At 35.3% G+C, this 15,603-nt stretch carries 15 protein-coding genes; 9 read left to right on the forward strand and 6 right to left on the reverse strand.

Going from position 1 to position 15,603, the window contains the following annotated elements:
- Window positions 1-195: 195 nt before the first annotated feature.
- A complete protein-coding gene (locus GV828_RS03940; protein WP_166536174.1) occupies window positions 196-1,614 on the forward strand; it encodes an alkaline phosphatase in 1,419 nt (472 codons plus the stop codon).
- A gap of 55 nt (window positions 1,615-1,669) precedes the next feature.
- On the opposite strand, the gene GV828_RS03945 is transcribed toward GV828_RS03940, so the two are convergent.
- Together GV828_RS03945 and GV828_RS03950 are read right to left on the reverse strand one after the other, a co-directional pair.
- Entirely contained in the window at window positions 1,670-2,305 is a 636-nt protein-coding gene (locus tag GV828_RS03945; RefSeq protein ID WP_166536175.1) for a response regulator transcription factor, read from the reverse strand.
- A gap of 56 nt (window positions 2,306-2,361) precedes the next feature.
- The gene (locus GV828_RS03950) at window positions 2,362-4,551 is read right to left on the reverse strand and encodes a tetratricopeptide repeat-containing sensor histidine kinase (RefSeq protein ID WP_166536176.1); all 2,190 of its coding nucleotides are present in this window, start codon (window positions 4,549-4,551) and stop codon (window positions 2,362-2,364) included.
- A 100-nt stretch (window positions 4,552-4,651) separates the two neighbouring features.
- Between GV828_RS03950 and GV828_RS03955 the strand changes: the two genes are divergently transcribed.
- The 6 genes from GV828_RS03955 (at window position 4,652) to GV828_RS03980 (ending at window position 9,172) form a co-directional block, all read left to right on the forward strand.
- The gene (locus GV828_RS03955; RefSeq protein ID WP_166536177.1) at window positions 4,652-5,167 is read left to right on the forward strand and encodes a hypothetical protein; all 516 of its coding nucleotides are present in this window, start codon (window positions 4,652-4,654) and stop codon (window positions 5,165-5,167) included.
- Window positions 5,168-5,195: 28 nt separating this feature from the next.
- Window positions 5,196-5,642 carry a lipocalin family protein gene (locus tag GV828_RS03960; protein ID WP_166536178.1) on the forward strand — a complete coding sequence of 149 codons (447 nt, stop codon included), beginning with the start codon at window positions 5,196-5,198 and terminating at the stop codon, window positions 5,640-5,642.
- A 16-nt stretch (window positions 5,643-5,658) separates the two neighbouring features.
- Window positions 5,659-6,069, forward strand: a complete 411-nt coding sequence (locus GV828_RS03965) for a hypothetical protein (RefSeq protein WP_166536179.1) — start codon at window positions 5,659-5,661, stop codon at window positions 6,067-6,069.
- A gap of 16 nt (window positions 6,070-6,085) precedes the next feature.
- Window positions 6,086-7,381, forward strand: coding sequence for an OmpA family protein (locus tag GV828_RS03970; protein ID WP_166536180.1), 1,296 nt, complete (start codon window positions 6,086-6,088; stop codon window positions 7,379-7,381).
- 167 nt (window positions 7,382-7,548) lie between these two features.
- Complete coding sequence (locus GV828_RS03975) at window positions 7,549-8,535, forward strand: bestrophin family protein (RefSeq protein ID WP_166536181.1); 987 nt, start codon at window positions 7,549-7,551, stop codon at window positions 8,533-8,535.
- A gap of 4 nt (window positions 8,536-8,539) precedes the next feature.
- Complete coding sequence (locus GV828_RS03980) at window positions 8,540-9,172, forward strand: carbonic anhydrase (protein ID WP_166536182.1); 633 nt, start codon at window positions 8,540-8,542, stop codon at window positions 9,170-9,172.
- Window positions 9,173-9,213: 41 nt separating this feature from the next.
- Here GV828_RS03980 and GV828_RS03985 read toward each other — a convergent pair whose 3' ends face one another.
- Window positions 9,214-10,158: an NAD(P)H-dependent flavin oxidoreductase gene (locus GV828_RS03985; protein WP_166536183.1), complete on the reverse strand. Its 945-nt coding sequence runs from the start codon at window positions 10,156-10,158 to the stop codon at window positions 9,214-9,216.
- Between the two features lie 12 nt (window positions 10,159-10,170).
- On the opposite strand from GV828_RS03985, the gene GV828_RS03990 reads away from it, so the two are divergent.
- A complete protein-coding gene (locus tag GV828_RS03990) occupies window positions 10,171-10,380 on the forward strand; it encodes a hypothetical protein (RefSeq protein ID WP_166536184.1) in 210 nt (69 codons plus the stop codon).
- Between the two features lie 58 nt (window positions 10,381-10,438).
- Here the strand turns inward: GV828_RS03990 and GV828_RS03995 are convergent, their stop codons facing one another.
- From GV828_RS03995 to GV828_RS04005, 3 genes are all read right to left on the reverse strand, one after another.
- A complete protein-coding gene (locus tag GV828_RS03995) occupies window positions 10,439-12,052 on the reverse strand; it encodes a S8 family serine peptidase (protein ID WP_166536185.1) in 1,614 nt (537 codons plus the stop codon).
- A 103-nt stretch (window positions 12,053-12,155) separates the two neighbouring features.
- The gene (mnmA, locus tag GV828_RS04000; protein WP_166536186.1) at window positions 12,156-13,343 is read right to left on the reverse strand and encodes a tRNA 2-thiouridine(34) synthase MnmA; all 1,188 of its coding nucleotides are present in this window, start codon (window positions 13,341-13,343) and stop codon (window positions 12,156-12,158) included.
- A gap of 90 nt (window positions 13,344-13,433) precedes the next feature.
- The gene (locus GV828_RS04005) at window positions 13,434-14,162 is read right to left on the reverse strand and encodes a toxin-antitoxin system YwqK family antitoxin (protein ID WP_166536187.1); all 729 of its coding nucleotides are present in this window, start codon (window positions 14,160-14,162) and stop codon (window positions 13,434-13,436) included.
- Window positions 14,163-14,441: 279 nt separating this feature from the next.
- On the opposite strand from GV828_RS04005, the gene GV828_RS04010 reads away from it, so the two are divergent.
- Complete coding sequence (locus tag GV828_RS04010) at window positions 14,442-15,446, forward strand: fasciclin domain-containing protein (RefSeq protein WP_166536188.1); 1,005 nt, start codon at window positions 14,442-14,444, stop codon at window positions 15,444-15,446.
- Window positions 15,447-15,603: the final 157 nt, after the last annotated feature.

Genomic DNA, 15,603 nt, shown 5'->3' on the forward strand with positions numbered 1-15,603 from the left:
AAATATTTATAAACCAGATATTTGATTAAATTCATATAAACATTTTATTTAAACATTAAAAACAAGATTACTACCGGTTGATGATTATCAAACAAACATAAATTCTTGGTGAATTGTACCTCAGATAACAATTTCTTAAACAAAAACTCGTTGTGAAAATACCTACCTTTGTCGCAAACACAATTTAATTTTCCAATGAACAGAAGGAAATTTTTTCGCAACGGATCGCTCTTTACTTTAGGAGCTGCAGTGATGAATCCGTTTCAGGCTTCGGCATCAATTTTAGACATAGAATCAGTTGGCCGAAACAAAAAAGCTAAAAATATTATTTTTATGGTAAGCGACGGTATGAGCTCCGGAACGCTTAATATGGCAGATTTATTTTTGAACAGAAAATACGGTAAAGGTTCTAATTGGCTACAATTGTACAGAGACAATAAAGTTTCCCGTGCTTTAATGGATACCGCTTCGGCAAATTCTATTGTGACAGATTCTTCTGCCGGAAGTTCTTCTTGGGGAGGCGGATTTCGCGTCAACAATGGTTCGCTAAATGTTGGACCTAATGGCGAAGAACATTTACCCATTCTCCAAAAATTTAAAAAAGCCGGAAAAATGGCGGGTTGCGTAACAACTGTTGCCATTACTCACGCCACTCCAGCAGGTTTTTGTGTAAACAGCAAAAAACGTAGCGCCATGGATGACATTGCCGAAATGTACCTAGATTTAGAGTTTGATGTGATGCTTGGCGGCGGAAAAAATCATTTTGATGCTTCGCTTAGAAAAGACAAAAAAGATTTATTTTCAGGATTTTATGCCAAAGGTTACCAAGTTGCCAAAACACGTGACGAACTTTTGGCTACTAACAATAACCAACCTATTTTGGGTGTTTTTGAAGATGATGCCGTTCCATATTCTATTGACAGACAGAATGATGCAAATCTTCAGAAAAAAATTCCTACTTTAGCAGAAATGACCCAAAAAGCGATTGACCGAATGAAAGACCACAAAAAAGGTTTTGTCCTTCAGGTTGAATCCGGAAAGGTAGATTGGGCCGCACATGCCAATGATATTGCGGGTTTAATCCACGATCAGATTGCTTTTGACGATGCCATTAAAGTAGCAATGGATTTTGCCGAAAAAGACAGAGAAACTTTAGTCATCATTACCACTGATCACGGAAATGCAAATCCTGGTGTGATATATGGCAAAAAAGCGAATGATAATTTTGATGTCATTCAAAAATATACACAGACGAACGAAGCAATTTTAAATAGTTTCAATGCCAACACAACTGTTTCTCAAATAAAAGAAAAATTTAAAACCAGCAATAGTCATGCGGTTTCAGATGAAGAAGCGAAGGAGATTTTATCGTATTATAACGGTTTGCACAAGTCTGAAGATGGTTTGTATAATTATAAAAAATTGCCGTTTAAAGCCCTTTCTGACATTCAACAAAAATACAACTCTGTAGGTTGGATAAGCATGGATCATTCTGCAGATTATGTGGAATTAGCGGCTTATGGACCGGGAAGTGCATTATTAAAACCTTTTGTAAAAAATACTGATATGCATTATTTGATGCTTCAGGCTGCAGAAGTGGAAAATAAATTTTAGAAAATTTCGGTAAAAAACTTTGAAGCGGTAATCTGGGGAAGATTATCGCTTTTTTTTATAAAATATTTTGCTTGATAGCTTTAGAAACCGCTTCGTTCATAGAATGTACTTGAAGTTTATCGTAAATATTTCTGATAAATTGCCGAACGGTATTAATCGAAATATCCAACTCAGAGGCAATCATTTTATAGCTATTTCCATCAACCAACGACTGCAAAACCGCTTTTTCACGAAGCGTTAACTTATAATCAGGTTTAATCATTTTCTTTATTGAAGCGAAGGCAGTCATGACTTTTCTGGCGATTTCCGGACTAATTGAAGAACCTCCATTTAAAGTATCATGAATGGATTCAATAATTTTTTCCGGCGAAGATTTTTTCAGCAAATATCCTTTGGCACCCAAACAAATGCTCTCAAAAACATTTTTGTCATCCTCAAAAACAGTAAGCATAATTACAGGAATTTTAGGCTTATTTTGCGAAATGTATTTTAGCCCTACAAAGCCGTCAGCTTCAGGCATATCGATATCCATCAACACAATATCCGGTTGATAATGCTGGATAATTTTTTCGACTTGGAGACAATTTTCCCAACCTCCAACGCAAGTCAATTTGTTTTGAGGCTGATGGAGTAAAAGCATCAATTGTTCGCGCAAAGCAATGTTATCTTCAAAAACTGCAACTTTAATCATTGGAGAAAATTTTAAAGTAAAGTAACATATTGTAGCTCAAGAAAAAAATAGCATTTTTATGCGTGTGGAAAATGTAGATTAATTTCAGTTCTACCAAAACTACTAGTAATCAAAAATTTACCATTGTGTTTTTCGGCACGATGCTTCATGTTTTTGAGTCCATTTCCGGAATTTTTTTGGTTTACATTAAATCCTTTTCCGTTATCCACAATTTTAAAAATGATGTTTTTATTACTTTTTTTAATGCTAATTTTAACCAAAGATGCTTGTGCATATTTTGCCAAATTATTCATCGCTTCTTTAAAAATCAAATAAAAGTCGCGGCGTTTTTCGGGGGAGAATTTAACTGTTTCCAATCCGTTTTCTATTTGAAATTGAAAATCAACATTTTGCGGCTCGAGTACATTGACGGCAAATTCCTTCATTCGGATAATCATTTTATCAAAAGTATCATTGTCTGGATTCATACTCCACACGATGTCACTGATACTTTCCATAACAGATTGCGTGTTTTCGGAAATTTTATGAAGCTGAATTTTTGATTCAGGTTCTGATATTTTATTCGCTGTGGAATAAGACATTAAATTAATAGCCGTCAATGTACTTCCGACTTCATCATGAAGTTCAGAGGCAATCCTCGACCTTTCAGAAAGTAAAATTTTCTTTTGTTCTAATTTTTTGCGAAGCAACATTCTATTATACAAAAAAGCAAAAATTATTCCCGAAATGACGAATAAAAGGATGGCTAAATTGCGATTGAGTTTTTCGTTTTTCAGTTTCGCCTGATTAAGCAAAACTTGTTGTTTGGCAATTTTTTTCTCTTGAACAAAGTTCAAAACTTGTGCTTCACGCAAGCTAATTGTTTTCCTTTGCTGTTCTACTTTTAGTTGAGCCAAAGTATTTTGCGTAGTTAAAAGTTCAATTTCTTTTTGTTTTTCGTTGGCTTCCAATAAATTTCCTCGTAAAAGCGCGTTTTTTCTTTCAATTTCTAACTCTTGAATTTTTTCGTTTCGCGCCAATCTTTCAATCTCTGCTTGTTTTTTTTCGGACTGATATTTTATTTCGAGTTCATTAAAATCTTTTCGTGATTTCTCGTTTAAAATACTGTCTTTGTAGGCATGAAATTTTTCTAAAAACGGAAAAGCTTTCGCTTTATCATTTTTAACATTGGCATAATAGAAACTCTGCGAACCGTTCCAATCCCGAAGCGCATCTTTATCCTTAGCTTGTTTTGCCAAAATAAAACTCTCTTCGTATAATTGGTTCATCAATGCTTCATCACCAACATATCCGGCGAACATCGCCCCCATTCTAATATAACGATATAATTTTGGACGATTCATTTTTTTGCCTTCGGTGATGGCTTGTTGCATAAATTTTAATGCGTTCGGGCGGTCTTTTTTGGCATGATAAACCAAAGCCAAATCTACCAAACTCACAAAAATTGTTTCCTTGCTTTTTGACTTTGAAGCCAATTCAGCCGATTCTGAAAAATAAGGAATTGCTGACTCAAAATCGCCTTCTAACTGATAAATTCTACCTAAATTACTCAACTGAATAATTAACTCTTCGCGATTGTCAAACTCTTTGAGTATCTCAATTCCTTGCTTTGCGTATTCTTTTGCCCTGGATTTTTCACCCATTAAAAAAGAGGTGTTTGCCAGTTCGCCATATATCGTTCCTTCTGAATTTTTGTCGCCAATCTTTTTAGCCAGTTGCAGCGCATTCAAGAAATAGGAATTGGCCTCAACATATTCAGATTCTTTGGCCTTTAATTGTCCGTATAACAAATAAATTTCGCCTAAAATATCGGCATTGTCTTTTATTTTGCCAGAAGTTTGAAGCGCTTGGTCTAAATATTGAAATGCTTGTGATAGGTTGTCTTGCTTTTGTGCCAAGCCAGATTTGAGCAGCAATAATTTAGCATTGAAAATATTTTTCTCGGGCTCAGTTTCGGGTTGTAATTTTTCAATTGTTTTCCAATCGATATTGTTAGCGAAATTTTCATCAAGAACAATTTGATAAGCCGTCTTTTTAATCAAAGCTATTCCGGCAACGAGCTGATTATTTTCCTGCAAAGCTTTGTTGTACAAATTATCTAAAACCGCAAATGACTGATCATATTCAAACTGACGGTTTAATTTACTTGCCTCTTCTAACTTTTGATTGATATAATTGTCGTCAAGTTGCTGCGAATTGACAGCGAAATTGTTTAACAAGAAAAGAAAAAAAAACAATCTTTTCATGGCTCATCATGTTAATTGTTGACTAAAAAGATACGCATTATTATGCTATTACAAATTAACACTTTTTAACCAAACTTTGTTACTATAAAAATAAAATATTATGAAACGATTATCTTTTTTATTAAAAATAACCTGCATAGTGTTATTTACGGCATGCAACAGTGATGATAATAGCAATAATAATGTTGCATTAGATCCTTACATTAGTTTTAATGTGTCGGGATTTTTTTGGAGTAGTAATTCGGCGGTAATTGGAAGTTCGGTTACGGACGGTCAACACAATTTTACCGTTGCAGGAACTGACGAAACTTTTAATGGAGAAATTTCTTCATTTTCGGCAATTTTTTCAACGCCAGAACAAATCTCCATCGGAACTTATATTTTAAACGATGACAATGACGGTGGGGTAGCACTTACAAAACTCAATAACAAAACCTATTTAGGAGGAATGTCGTCCACAACTTTTACCCTAACAATTGAAGAAATCGAGGGTTCTGGTAGTAATAGAAGATTCAGCGGAAGTTTTGCAGGTACATTAGTCGGTCCAACTTCCGGAGACATTGTAACCATCAGTAACGGCTATTTTTCAAATTTCCCTATAGAAGTTGCTGACTAAATAATTATAAATTTAATACAATACAATCATGAAAATATTAAACAAAACATTCGCTACAAGATTTTTAATGCTTTTTTTATTTGGAATTGCCTTATCCGGATTTATTTCTTGCAACAATGATGATGACCAATCCGAACCTTCCACTATGGAATTGCTCACTTCTGGCCGTTGGTATTTTCAATCGAGTACTATTATATCAATAACTTCTTGCGACAGACAAGAATATTTTGATTTTTCTGAAGATGGATTATTAATTCTATTCATCACTGAAATGGTCGAAGGTACTTGTGAAAATCAACCTTTACAAAATCTCAATTTTGAATTATTGTCCAATAACAATCTTTTACTTAGGGACGATGCCGGAAACACAAATTCGCTTCAAATTGTCGCCATTAGCCAAAATACAATGGTTTTGAGACAAATTATGGACGATGGAACCAATCATGATTTAACTTTTGACAAAACCGCAGGTTAATTAAATCTCTAAAATCATGAAAACTCTAATTTTAGAATTCAGATTAATTACTGCTATTTTGATTTTATCGCTTACGCAAATTTCATGCAGCAACGACGATCGCGAACCAGAAACCACTTTCCAAGACTTATTAACCTCCGGAAAATGGTATTATCAAAGCAGTGGCGACACCTATCCCTACTGCATGAGACAAACCTATTTTGAATTTTTTTCAAACGGTACTTACCATCGACAACAAACTTATACTTTGGCAGGCGATTGTTTGCAAATGCCAGTTGAAACCGCAAATTACACACTCATTGGCGAAAATGCTTACTATTTACAGGAAGATTCTGCTCATCCGTGGGTGGTGACAAACATTACTACTGAAGTGATGGTTACCGAGTTTATGGGAACCGAAATCACTTTTGACAAAACGCCTGACTAACAATAAAAAAAATATCATGAAAAAAATTCATCTCATAATCGGCGGGTTTTTATTTTTTGCTTTCGCAAATGATACTCATGCCCAATTTTTGAAAGGACTAGGCGACAAAGCCAAAAAAGCTGCCGAACGAACCGTAGAACGTAGAGTAGAACGAGAAAGTTCAAAAAAAACGGATGAAGCGATAGACGGCGTTTTAGAAGGAAAATCAAAGAAAAAATCTAAAGATTCTAAAAATGATAAAACTGAAAAAGATTCCGGACGCAAATCCGGAAATAAAACCAATTCAGACTTTGAACCAGGAAACAATATCATTGTTCAAGAAAATTTTAAACTAGGAAACGAAGGCGATTTTCCACCCTTTTGGAATACCAATGCATCCGGAAAAATTGTTACTCTTCACAATGACCGTTGGCTCGAAATGAGTTCGCCCGGCGTTTTTTTGATGGAAAATGTAAAACAACTACCAGAAAATTTTACTTTAGAATTTGATGTATTTGTCCCTGATACTTTTTCCTATTACGATTATCCACTTTGGATTGTTTTTGCCAATTTAAAAAACAAAAAGGATTTCAATATTTGGAACAAATACAAAGAAAAACAAGGAAAAGACAAGCGAAATGGTCTGCTGCTCATGCTTCATCCGCAAGAAGAAGGTGGAAAAAAATTAGGTTACAGCGAATATGAATTATGGGAAAACAGCGAGAAAATTTCGTCAAACAAAATCAAATCACTGAACAGTTTTAATGTTAATAATAATCAAGTTAGGGTACAAATTTGGCGACAAAACCAGCGGTTAAGAGTATATCTCGACGGTGATAAAATTTGGGATTTGCCTACAATTTTTAACGAAAACCAAAAATTCAATACCTTGTTATTTAGTCGCTACGAATCAAAAGCTGAAAATAATTTTCACATTGCGAACATTCGTTTGGCTTCTTCCGGCGAAGATATTCGGTCAAAGTTAATGAACGAAGGAAAATTTAGTACCAATGCCATATTGTTCAATACCAATTCTGCTACAATTTTACCCGAATCCAATGCCACGATTTCTGAAATTGCCACAATTTTAAAAGAAAACAATTCTCTTTCCCTAACCATTATAGGTCATACAGATGCTGACGGAAATAAACAAAAAAACATAAGCCTGTCATTACAACGAGCACAATCAGTTAAAAATGAGTTAGTTTCAAAATATAAAATTTCCGAACGCAGACTAAATGTTGACGGTAAAGGCGACAGCCAACCAATTGCTGACAATCAATCTTCCGAAGGAAAAGCACAAAACCGTCGCGTGGAGTTTATCAAAAATTAAAGTTTCATAGGGTTTATTTTGAGTTAAGGCTTGCTGTATCTATTTCAATACAACAAGCTTTTTTTTTATAAATAAGTGTTTTATCACAAATATTATTCAAAACATTATTTTTCGATAGCACTTTTATATTTTTACTGCTCAATTTTTTTCACCTTAAAAAAGTCAAGATGAACGCAGGAAGAAAATACAGTTTAAAAGAATTTATCATTTGGACCCGAACCGAAATTTATAAAATAATTCCCATTGCCGTCATTCCAACTGTTGTTTATCAAATTTTCGATTGTACTTTCATTGCTTTCCCGTGGATTCCAATTGCTTTGATTGGAACTGCAGCAGCTTTTATCGTGGGCTTTAAAAATACCCAAACCTATAACCGTCTGTGGGAAGCCCGACAAATTTATGGCGCAATTATCAATTCCAGTAGGAGTTTTGGGATTATGGTCAGAGATTTTATTGTTGATGATGAAAACACCCGTTTGGCATTTATAAACCGTCATGTTGCTTGGTTAACCGCTTTACGATTTCAGTTGCGCGAACCCCGAACTTGGGAAAACATGGACAAATCTTACAATAAAGAATATGCCAAATTTTACCGAACTGAGGAACGACAAACCAACCTCAATGAAGAATTGGCAAAATACCTTTCGGATAAAGAACTGCAAGTTATTTTGACCAAAAAAAATAAAGCGACCCAAATTATCGCGCTTCAAAGCGAAAATTTGAAACATTTGTCAAATGAAGGAAAAATCCGTAACTTCGAATATGTGGAGCTTTCTAAGCGATTAAGTGATTTATACGACCAACAAGGCAAATGCGAACGAATCAAAAATTTCCCGTATCCACGGCAATTTGCTTCAATCAATTCCATTGTCATCTGGTTGTTTGTATTGCTTATCCCGTTTGGAATGTTAAACGAGTTTCAAAAATTAGGCGATTCATTCGTATGGCTTACCATTCCTTTTACCATTGTGGTGGGATGGGTTTTTGTCACCATGGATCGTGTGGGTGAAAGTACCGAAAATCCTTTTGAAGGTAGCGCAAACGACGTACCAATAACCGCTATTTCCCGAACAATTGAAATTGATTTACTTGATATGTTTGATCAAAATAATTTACCTGAACCAATTACTCCTTTTAATAATATTTTAATGTAAAACTATGAAATTAGAAAAAGTATTTCAAAACAACGAAAAATGGATTTCCGAAAAATTAGAAAAAGACCCCAATTATTTTAGCGAATTATCCAAGGGGCAAAATCCAGATATTCTCTACATTGGATGTTCCGATAGTCGTGTTACAGCAGAAGATATGATGGGTGTTCAACCCGGCGAAGTTTTTGTTCATAGAAATATTGCTAATATGGTGATTAGTATCGACTTGAACGCTATGTCAGTTTTAAATTATGCAGTTGAACATCTTAAAGTAAAACACGTAGTGGTTTGCGGACATTATTTTTGTGGAGGTGTAAAAGCCGCCATGCAAGCCCAAGATTTAGGCGTATTAAATCCTTGGTTGCGAAATATACGTGATGTTTATCGTTTACATAAAACAGAATTGAATGCGATAAATGACGAAAACCAACGCTACAACCGCTTGATAGAATTGAACGTTCAGGAACAATGTGTGAATCTAGTAAAAACTGCCGAAGTGCAAAAAGCTATCATTGAGAGAGATTTAAAAGTTCACGGATGGGTTTTCGACATTCATTCCGGGAAATTAATTGACTTAAATATTAATTTTGACAAAACCCTCGAAAACATTAGAGAAATTTATAATCTCGGACATGAATAACATATTAAAAGTTCGCCGTAATGGCGAACTTTTTTTTATTTCTAAAAAGTAAATTTCGAAACTTCATTTTGCGCTTTTTCAAATCCCGAAATCAAATCCGTCATGATATCGCTTACTGGTTTTACCTCATGAATCAACCCCGAAACCTGCCCAATTTCCAATTCACCATCATCTAAGTCACCTTCAAACATTCCGCGTTTGGCACGAGCCCTACCTAACAAAATTTTCAAATCCTCAACTGAAGCACAATTAGCGTAAGCTGTTTGCACTTCTTCATAAAATTTATTTTTGATTAAACGAACAGGAGCCAATTGTTTAAGTGTCACGTGCGTCTCGCCTTCGCCAATTGCCACCACTTTTTGCTTAAAATTTTCATGAGCAGAACTTTCTACCGAAGCCGCAAATCTACTCCCAATCTGTACACCATCAGCCCCTAAAACCATTGCGGCAAGCATCGCATTTCCGGTAGCAATTCCACCAGCGGCAATCAACGGAATCGAAATTTTTTCCCGCACCATAGGAATCAATGTCATAGTTGTCAATTCTTCCCTACCGTTATGTCCTCCAGCCTCAAAACCTTCGGCAACAACCGCGTCAACTCCTGCTTCTTGGGATTTCAATGCAAATTTAGAACTGCTCACCACATGAACCACCGTAATACCTTTTTCCTTTAAAAAATTCGTCCAAGTTTTAGGATTTCCAGCAGAGGTAAACACAATTTTTACACCTTCGTTCACAATAATCTGCATAATTTCCTCAATATTCGGGTACAACATCGGCACATTCACACCAAAAGGTTTGTCCGTTGCTTTCTTACATTTTTGAATATTTTCACGCAAAATCTCAGGATACATTGATCCAGCTCCAATCAAGCCCAAACCACCGCAATTACTCACGGCACTCGCAAGTTTCCAGCCACTGTTCCAAATCATTCCTCCCTGAATTACAGGATATTTTATTTTAAAAAGTTCGGTTATTTTGTTCATTTTTTATTATTTATGAATCGAATCGTCCCTGCGTTTTTGGCTTCCGAAGCTTCGGGACATTTTTCCGCTTTCGGCTTTAGTATTTTGCTCCGAAAATCTCCACAAAATAGCTATCACCTCTCCCGACGCTTCGGGACGTGGCTATGGGAAAAACGTCTTTTTTATCAGGAAACTTTCGGCTATTGCCAAACTTACAAATTTTTGTACAGAAGCTATCTTTAAAACACAAAAAAACCGTTACAAAGTTTTAAGTAACGGCTCCACACATTAATACAAAATCTTACTTCTTCACAATTTTGCCATTTTCAAAAAAACCGCCACTTTCTATTTGGTACAAATACAAACCCGCTGGTAAATGTTGAATATTTAATTGATTTTGGTTTTCATTCAAAATAAACTCTAAAACCTTCTGCCCAATTTGGTTGTAAAAAACAATTTTTCCACGAGAATTTTCTTTTGCTAATTGTACAAATAAATTATTTTCCGTAGGATTTGGATAAATTTTTGTTGCACTAAGTTCATTAAATTTCACCTCTAAACCATTCAACAAAGCGGTTGCAAAATCAGGAATTCCGTAGCCAAATTGTTCATTAGGATTCAAAAATAAATGCGCTGATTCTTTGATGATTTGCATTATTTCTACATTGTTAAAATTGGGCAACGCTTCCCATAAACACGCCACCATTCCAGCCATAATTGGTCCTGAAAAAGACGTCCCATTTGCCAAACCAACTGATCCCGAGGTTGTAGCCACAACTGAATTTTGTCCTTGAGCCATCACATCAGGTTTTATTCTTCCGTCATAAGAAGGTCCAATCGAGCTAAAACTTGCGTAAGCTTGCGCTGGTGTAACTGCTCCAACCGCCAAAACATTGAACGCATCTGCTGGAGCAGCGATATTAGGATTTGTCGAAGCTCCAGAATTTCCGGCAGAAGTCACACAAATCATGCCTTTGGCGAAAGCCATATTTGACCCTCTAGAAATAAAAGTTCTATTTCCTGTCATGTCAAGATAGCTATGGCTATAATTAGGATTGTCATAATTAAAATATCCTAATGAAGTGTTGATAATGTCAACTCCTAAACTATCGGCCACTTCGGCAGCTTCAACCCAGTAACTTTCTTCCACAGGATTCTCGCTCGAAACGTCTTCTGTTGTGAACAAATAATACGATGCATTTGGTGCAGTCCCAATTAACTGATTTTCCACATAACCACCCATTGTGGAAAGCACTAACGTTCCGTGGGAACCGCCTGAATAAAAATTATCACTTCGATTTACAAAATCGTAACCCCCAAAAATTTTTCCATTATTTCGCAAATTTGCGAACGGCGAAGCAGTATTGACATTAGGAAATCCAGCATCCATTACAGCTATTATTTTTCCGTTTCCGGTAAAATTCTGTTGGTGTAATAAATGTCCATTCAACATTTGAATTTGGTTTCCAGAAGTTCCATAATTGTAATTTACCTGAACTTCGAGATTTTTTTGCTGAATTTGGACTTTATTTTCGGATAAAATTCTAGCAGGAGCGTTTAAGTTTTTATTGGCATATTCCACGCGATCTACAAAAGTGAAATTTTGCAGATTTTGAATTGCCGACAATGAACCGCGAATGTGCAAGGCATTTAACCATTTGGATTTTGCCATAATCACAATTCCTGGACTATTAGAAATTTGCGTGATGTAATTTTCAGAAATTGGGACATCCGTTAAATCTAACGAAATATTTTGAGCAGTTCTTCTATCAAGTGCTCGTTGAGAAAGCATTGTTAACGGATTTGAGAGAAATGTTGCGGCATTTGGCTTGTCAGCAAAATAAATCCATGCGTCTTCTTGAGAAAAGGACTGAAAACCAATTAGTATAAATATTAGAAATGTAATTTTTTTCATAACGCGTTTCTGTAATTCTTCCCTCAAAGTTACGAAAATCGCCGATGTAAAATTTCAAAAAAAACCGAACTATTGTTCGGTTTAAATTATTTTTAAAGAATTTTTAAGCAATTACACCAGAGCCAATTAATTCATCTCCAATATGCCATGAAACAAATTGACCTTCGGTAATGGCGGATTGCGGTTCGTTAAATTCTACATACATTCCATTTTCAAACTGGTGCAAAGTGGCTTTTTGCAAGGGTTGACGGTATCGAATTCTCGCCATCACTTCCATCGTTTCGCCTGAATTGAGTTTTAAATCGGGGCGAATCCAATGCACTTCGCTCTTTTCTATGAACAAAGCGGATTTGAATAATCCGGGATGATTTTGGCCTTGTCCGGTATAAATAATATTGTTTTCGACGTCGGTTTCGATGACAAAAAGTGGTTCTTTCGTGCCGCCAACATTGAGTCCTTTTCGTTGACCTTTGGTAAAATAATGAGCGCCTTGGTGTTTACCTACTTTTTTTCCGGCTTGAGAAACGTAAGGCAATTTTGCTGCTTTAAATGCCAGTTCTTCTTCTTTCGAATCAAAAGTTTCTATTTTTTTTTCAAAAATTTTAGCATCTGCTGCCACTTCAAAAATATGTCCTTCTTTTGGTTGTAATTTTTGTTGAAGAAATTCGGGCAAACGAACTTTTCCAATAAAACATAATCCTTGTGAATCTTTTTTATCAGCAGTTACCAATTCCATTTTAGCTGCAATTTCTCGAACTTGTGGTTTAGTCAGTTCTCCGATAGGAAAAAGTGCTTTCGCCAATTGTTGTTGGGAAAGTTGGCACAAAAAATAGGATTGGTCCTTATTCGAATCCACACCAGAAAGCAATTGGTAAACTTTTTCACCGTTAATTTCAGTTTCGGTTTTTCTGCAATAATGACCTGTTGCTACAAAATCTGCTCCTAAACTTAGGGCGATTTTCATGAACACATCAAATTTTATTTCGCGATTGCACAAAACATCGGGATTTGGTGTTCGGCCTTTTTCATATTCGCTAAACATGTAATCGACGATTTTTTCTTGGTATTGCTCGCTCAAATCTACCGTTTGAAAAGGAATTCCTAATTTTTCAGCAACCAAAAGTGCATCATTACTATCCTCTAACCATGGACATTCATTAGATATAGTTACCGATTCGTCGTGCCAATTTTTCATGAACAAACCAATTACTTCGTAACCTTGCTCTTTTAAAAGATAAGCCGCAACACTCGAATCTACACCTCCGGAAAGTCCAACAACAACGCGTTTCATTTTTTATAATTTATGTTTGCAAAATTACGCAAAATGCCGCAACTAAAATAATTGCGGCATTTGTTTCAATAATATCATGATTGGTATTTTTTATTGACGATTTTCCGGACGTTTTCTGGCGTCTTTGTTTTTGCTGTCAATTTTAAATTTGTCTTGCTTGATTTTGTTAGGATTTTGCTTTTTCATCAACTTTCCATTTTCAAAGTAGCTCCAAATTCCAAATTTTTTGCCGTCTTTATATTGACCTTTAGTTACTTTACCAAAACCATCATCAAACATTGCGGGACCATCAAGCACACCATTTTTATAAAAAGATTCTTCCAGCAAGGTGCCTTTTTCGTTGAACTTTTTATAAGTTCCGTCTTTCACATCGTTTACAAAATTAGCTTGTTCAGCAAGGATTCCGTTTTTATAAAAAACTTTTCTTTCCCCGTTAAGTTTTCCTTCGACATAATATTCGAGCGTCATTATTTCCGGCGATTTAAAGTGGTAATATTTCCACAAACCATTGGCCAATTTATTAACTTCTTTACCTTCACTGACTTTATTGCCATTTTGGTCGAAAAAAATAGTATATGCAGAACCGTCAACTGCCGTAAAATCACGCGTAGCAATAATTGATCCTGCTTTGGTATCATCGAAAAATTTAAAAATTCCTGTTTCTCTTCCGTGGTTGAAAGTACCTTCATAGCGAGGTCTTTTTGAAGTTTCGTAAATGCCTCTCCATAAACCATGGCGTTTTCCATTGGCATCTAGCATATTAGTATCTTGGGCAAAAAGTTTAAACGTAAAAATCAATATGATAAAAAAGTATTTCATAGTATAGGATAATTATCGATGCAAAATTAATTTTTAATTAGTAACGGAAAAAGAAAACAAATAATATAATATGATTAGTTTTTATCATCAATACAATCTCTAATAATTTATTTAAATAAAAAAAATCTACAAAATAACAATTATCTGAATTAACATTATTTTAATGATTTGTAGCTAAAATAGTTAATTTATTATTAAATGTTAGTTTTTATTAAGTTTTATTGTTTTTATATAAATTTTAAATATATAATTTTACTTAAACATTAAACCAATTTTATTATGAAAAACTTACTCAAAAAATGTACAATCGCTTGCTTGGCATTGACTATTTTATCATGTAGTGACGATGACAACAACAATTCTAATCAGCCACAAACTATTGCAGATATCGCTGCTGCTAACGGCGATTTTTCAGTTCTTGTAACTGCATTAAATAGAACAGGCTTAACAACGGTTTTAGATGGCTCGGGACAATATACCGTTTTTGCCCCTACCAATGCTGCATTTAACACATTTTTCTCATCAATTAGCACTCCGGGAAATACAGTTACGGTAGAAAATGTGCCTGAGGCTACACTCAGAGCAATCTTACTGTATCACGTAATTGGCGATGAAATCACTTTTTCTGAAGTTCCTGCCTCAGGATATGCCACTACCTTATCAACTTTAAATTCTGCTGCAAATGGTCCTGGTATCAGTATGTTTTTGCAAAAATCAGGTGGAACAATTACAATTAATGGTGGCGTTGATAGTAAAGGAGCCACAACCACGCAATCGACAGCTGATATTCAAGCGAGCAACGGGGTAATTCATGTGGTAGATAGAGTAATCCAAATTCCGACTATCGTTGACCATGTTATTGACAATCCCGAATTTGAAACATTACAAACTGTAGTAACAAGTCCTGCTCAAAGTGGTGTTTTAAGCGCGCTGTCTGGTTTGACGCCTTCCGCTCCTGCAACATTATTTGCTCCAAACAATGCAGCTTTTGCGACTGCATTAGGTTCTGGTGGATTTGCCAATGGTGCTTCAGATGCTGCTGTCACAAAAGTTTTACAGTACCATGTAACTACTGCTGGAAATGTTCGCTCAACTCAATTATCAAATAACCAAGTAGTTCCGATGTTTACAGATCCTGTACAAAGTACAACCATTATTTTAGGGACAAATACTGTTGATGTTCGTGATTCTGCTAGCAATCTATCAAGAGTTTTTCAAGCAGACATTCAAGCATCAAATGGCGTTATTCACGGTGTAAACAGAGTTTTACAACCGGTTTTATAATCTAAGCTATTTAAAAAAAAAACGCAACTTTGAACATGCCCCAAAAAGTTAGACACTATTTGGGGCATTTTTTATGGAAAGAAAAGTTAAGTATGATTACGCATTTAAATTAGAATGTGTTAAGTTAGTTTTAGAGAAACATTATTCTGTTTTGTAT

Source organism: Flavobacterium ichthyis (assembly GCF_009915155.1).
GTDB classification, from domain to species: domain Bacteria; phylum Bacteroidota; class Bacteroidia; order Flavobacteriales; family Flavobacteriaceae; genus Flavobacterium; species Flavobacterium ichthyis.

What these genes read in the sequence shown, in the direction of transcription:
- GV828_RS04010 (WP_166536188.1), top strand. Translation starts at nt 14,442, where the DNA reads ATGAAAAACTTACTCAAAAAATGTACAATCGCTTGCTTGGCATTGACT.
- mnmA (WP_166536186.1), bottom strand. Translation starts at nt 13,343, where the DNA reads ATGAAACGCGTTGTTGTTGGACTTTCCGGAGGTGTAGATTCGAGTGTT.
- GV828_RS04005 (WP_166536187.1), bottom strand. Translation starts at nt 14,162, where the DNA reads ATGAAATACTTTTTTATCATATTGATTTTTACGTTTAAACTTTTTGCC.
- GV828_RS03945 (WP_166536175.1), bottom strand. Translation starts at nt 2,305, where the DNA reads ATGATTAAAGTTGCAGTTTTTGAAGATAACATTGCTTTGCGCGAACAA.
- GV828_RS03955 (WP_166536177.1), top strand. Translation starts at nt 4,652, where the DNA reads ATGAAACGATTATCTTTTTTATTAAAAATAACCTGCATAGTGTTATTT.
- GV828_RS03990 (WP_166536184.1), top strand. Translation starts at nt 10,171, where the DNA reads ATGAATCGAATCGTCCCTGCGTTTTTGGCTTCCGAAGCTTCGGGACAT.
- GV828_RS03970 (WP_166536180.1), top strand. Translation starts at nt 6,086, where the DNA reads ATGAAAAAAATTCATCTCATAATCGGCGGGTTTTTATTTTTTGCTTTC.
- GV828_RS03940 (WP_166536174.1), top strand. Translation starts at nt 196, where the DNA reads ATGAACAGAAGGAAATTTTTTCGCAACGGATCGCTCTTTACTTTAGGA.
- GV828_RS03965 (WP_166536179.1), top strand. Translation starts at nt 5,659, where the DNA reads ATGAAAACTCTAATTTTAGAATTCAGATTAATTACTGCTATTTTGATT.
- GV828_RS03980 (WP_166536182.1), top strand. Translation starts at nt 8,540, where the DNA reads ATGAAATTAGAAAAAGTATTTCAAAACAACGAAAAATGGATTTCCGAA.
- GV828_RS03960 (WP_166536178.1), top strand. Translation starts at nt 5,196, where the DNA reads ATGAAAATATTAAACAAAACATTCGCTACAAGATTTTTAATGCTTTTT.
- GV828_RS03975 (WP_166536181.1), top strand. Translation starts at nt 7,549, where the DNA reads ATGAACGCAGGAAGAAAATACAGTTTAAAAGAATTTATCATTTGGACC.
- GV828_RS03995 (WP_166536185.1), bottom strand. Translation starts at nt 12,052, where the DNA reads ATGAAAAAAATTACATTTCTAATATTTATACTAATTGGTTTTCAGTCC.
- GV828_RS03985 (WP_166536183.1), bottom strand. Translation starts at nt 10,158, where the DNA reads ATGAACAAAATAACCGAACTTTTTAAAATAAAATATCCTGTAATTCAG.
- GV828_RS03950 (WP_166536176.1), bottom strand. Translation starts at nt 4,551, where the DNA reads ATGAAAAGATTGTTTTTTTTTCTTTTCTTGTTAAACAATTTCGCTGTC.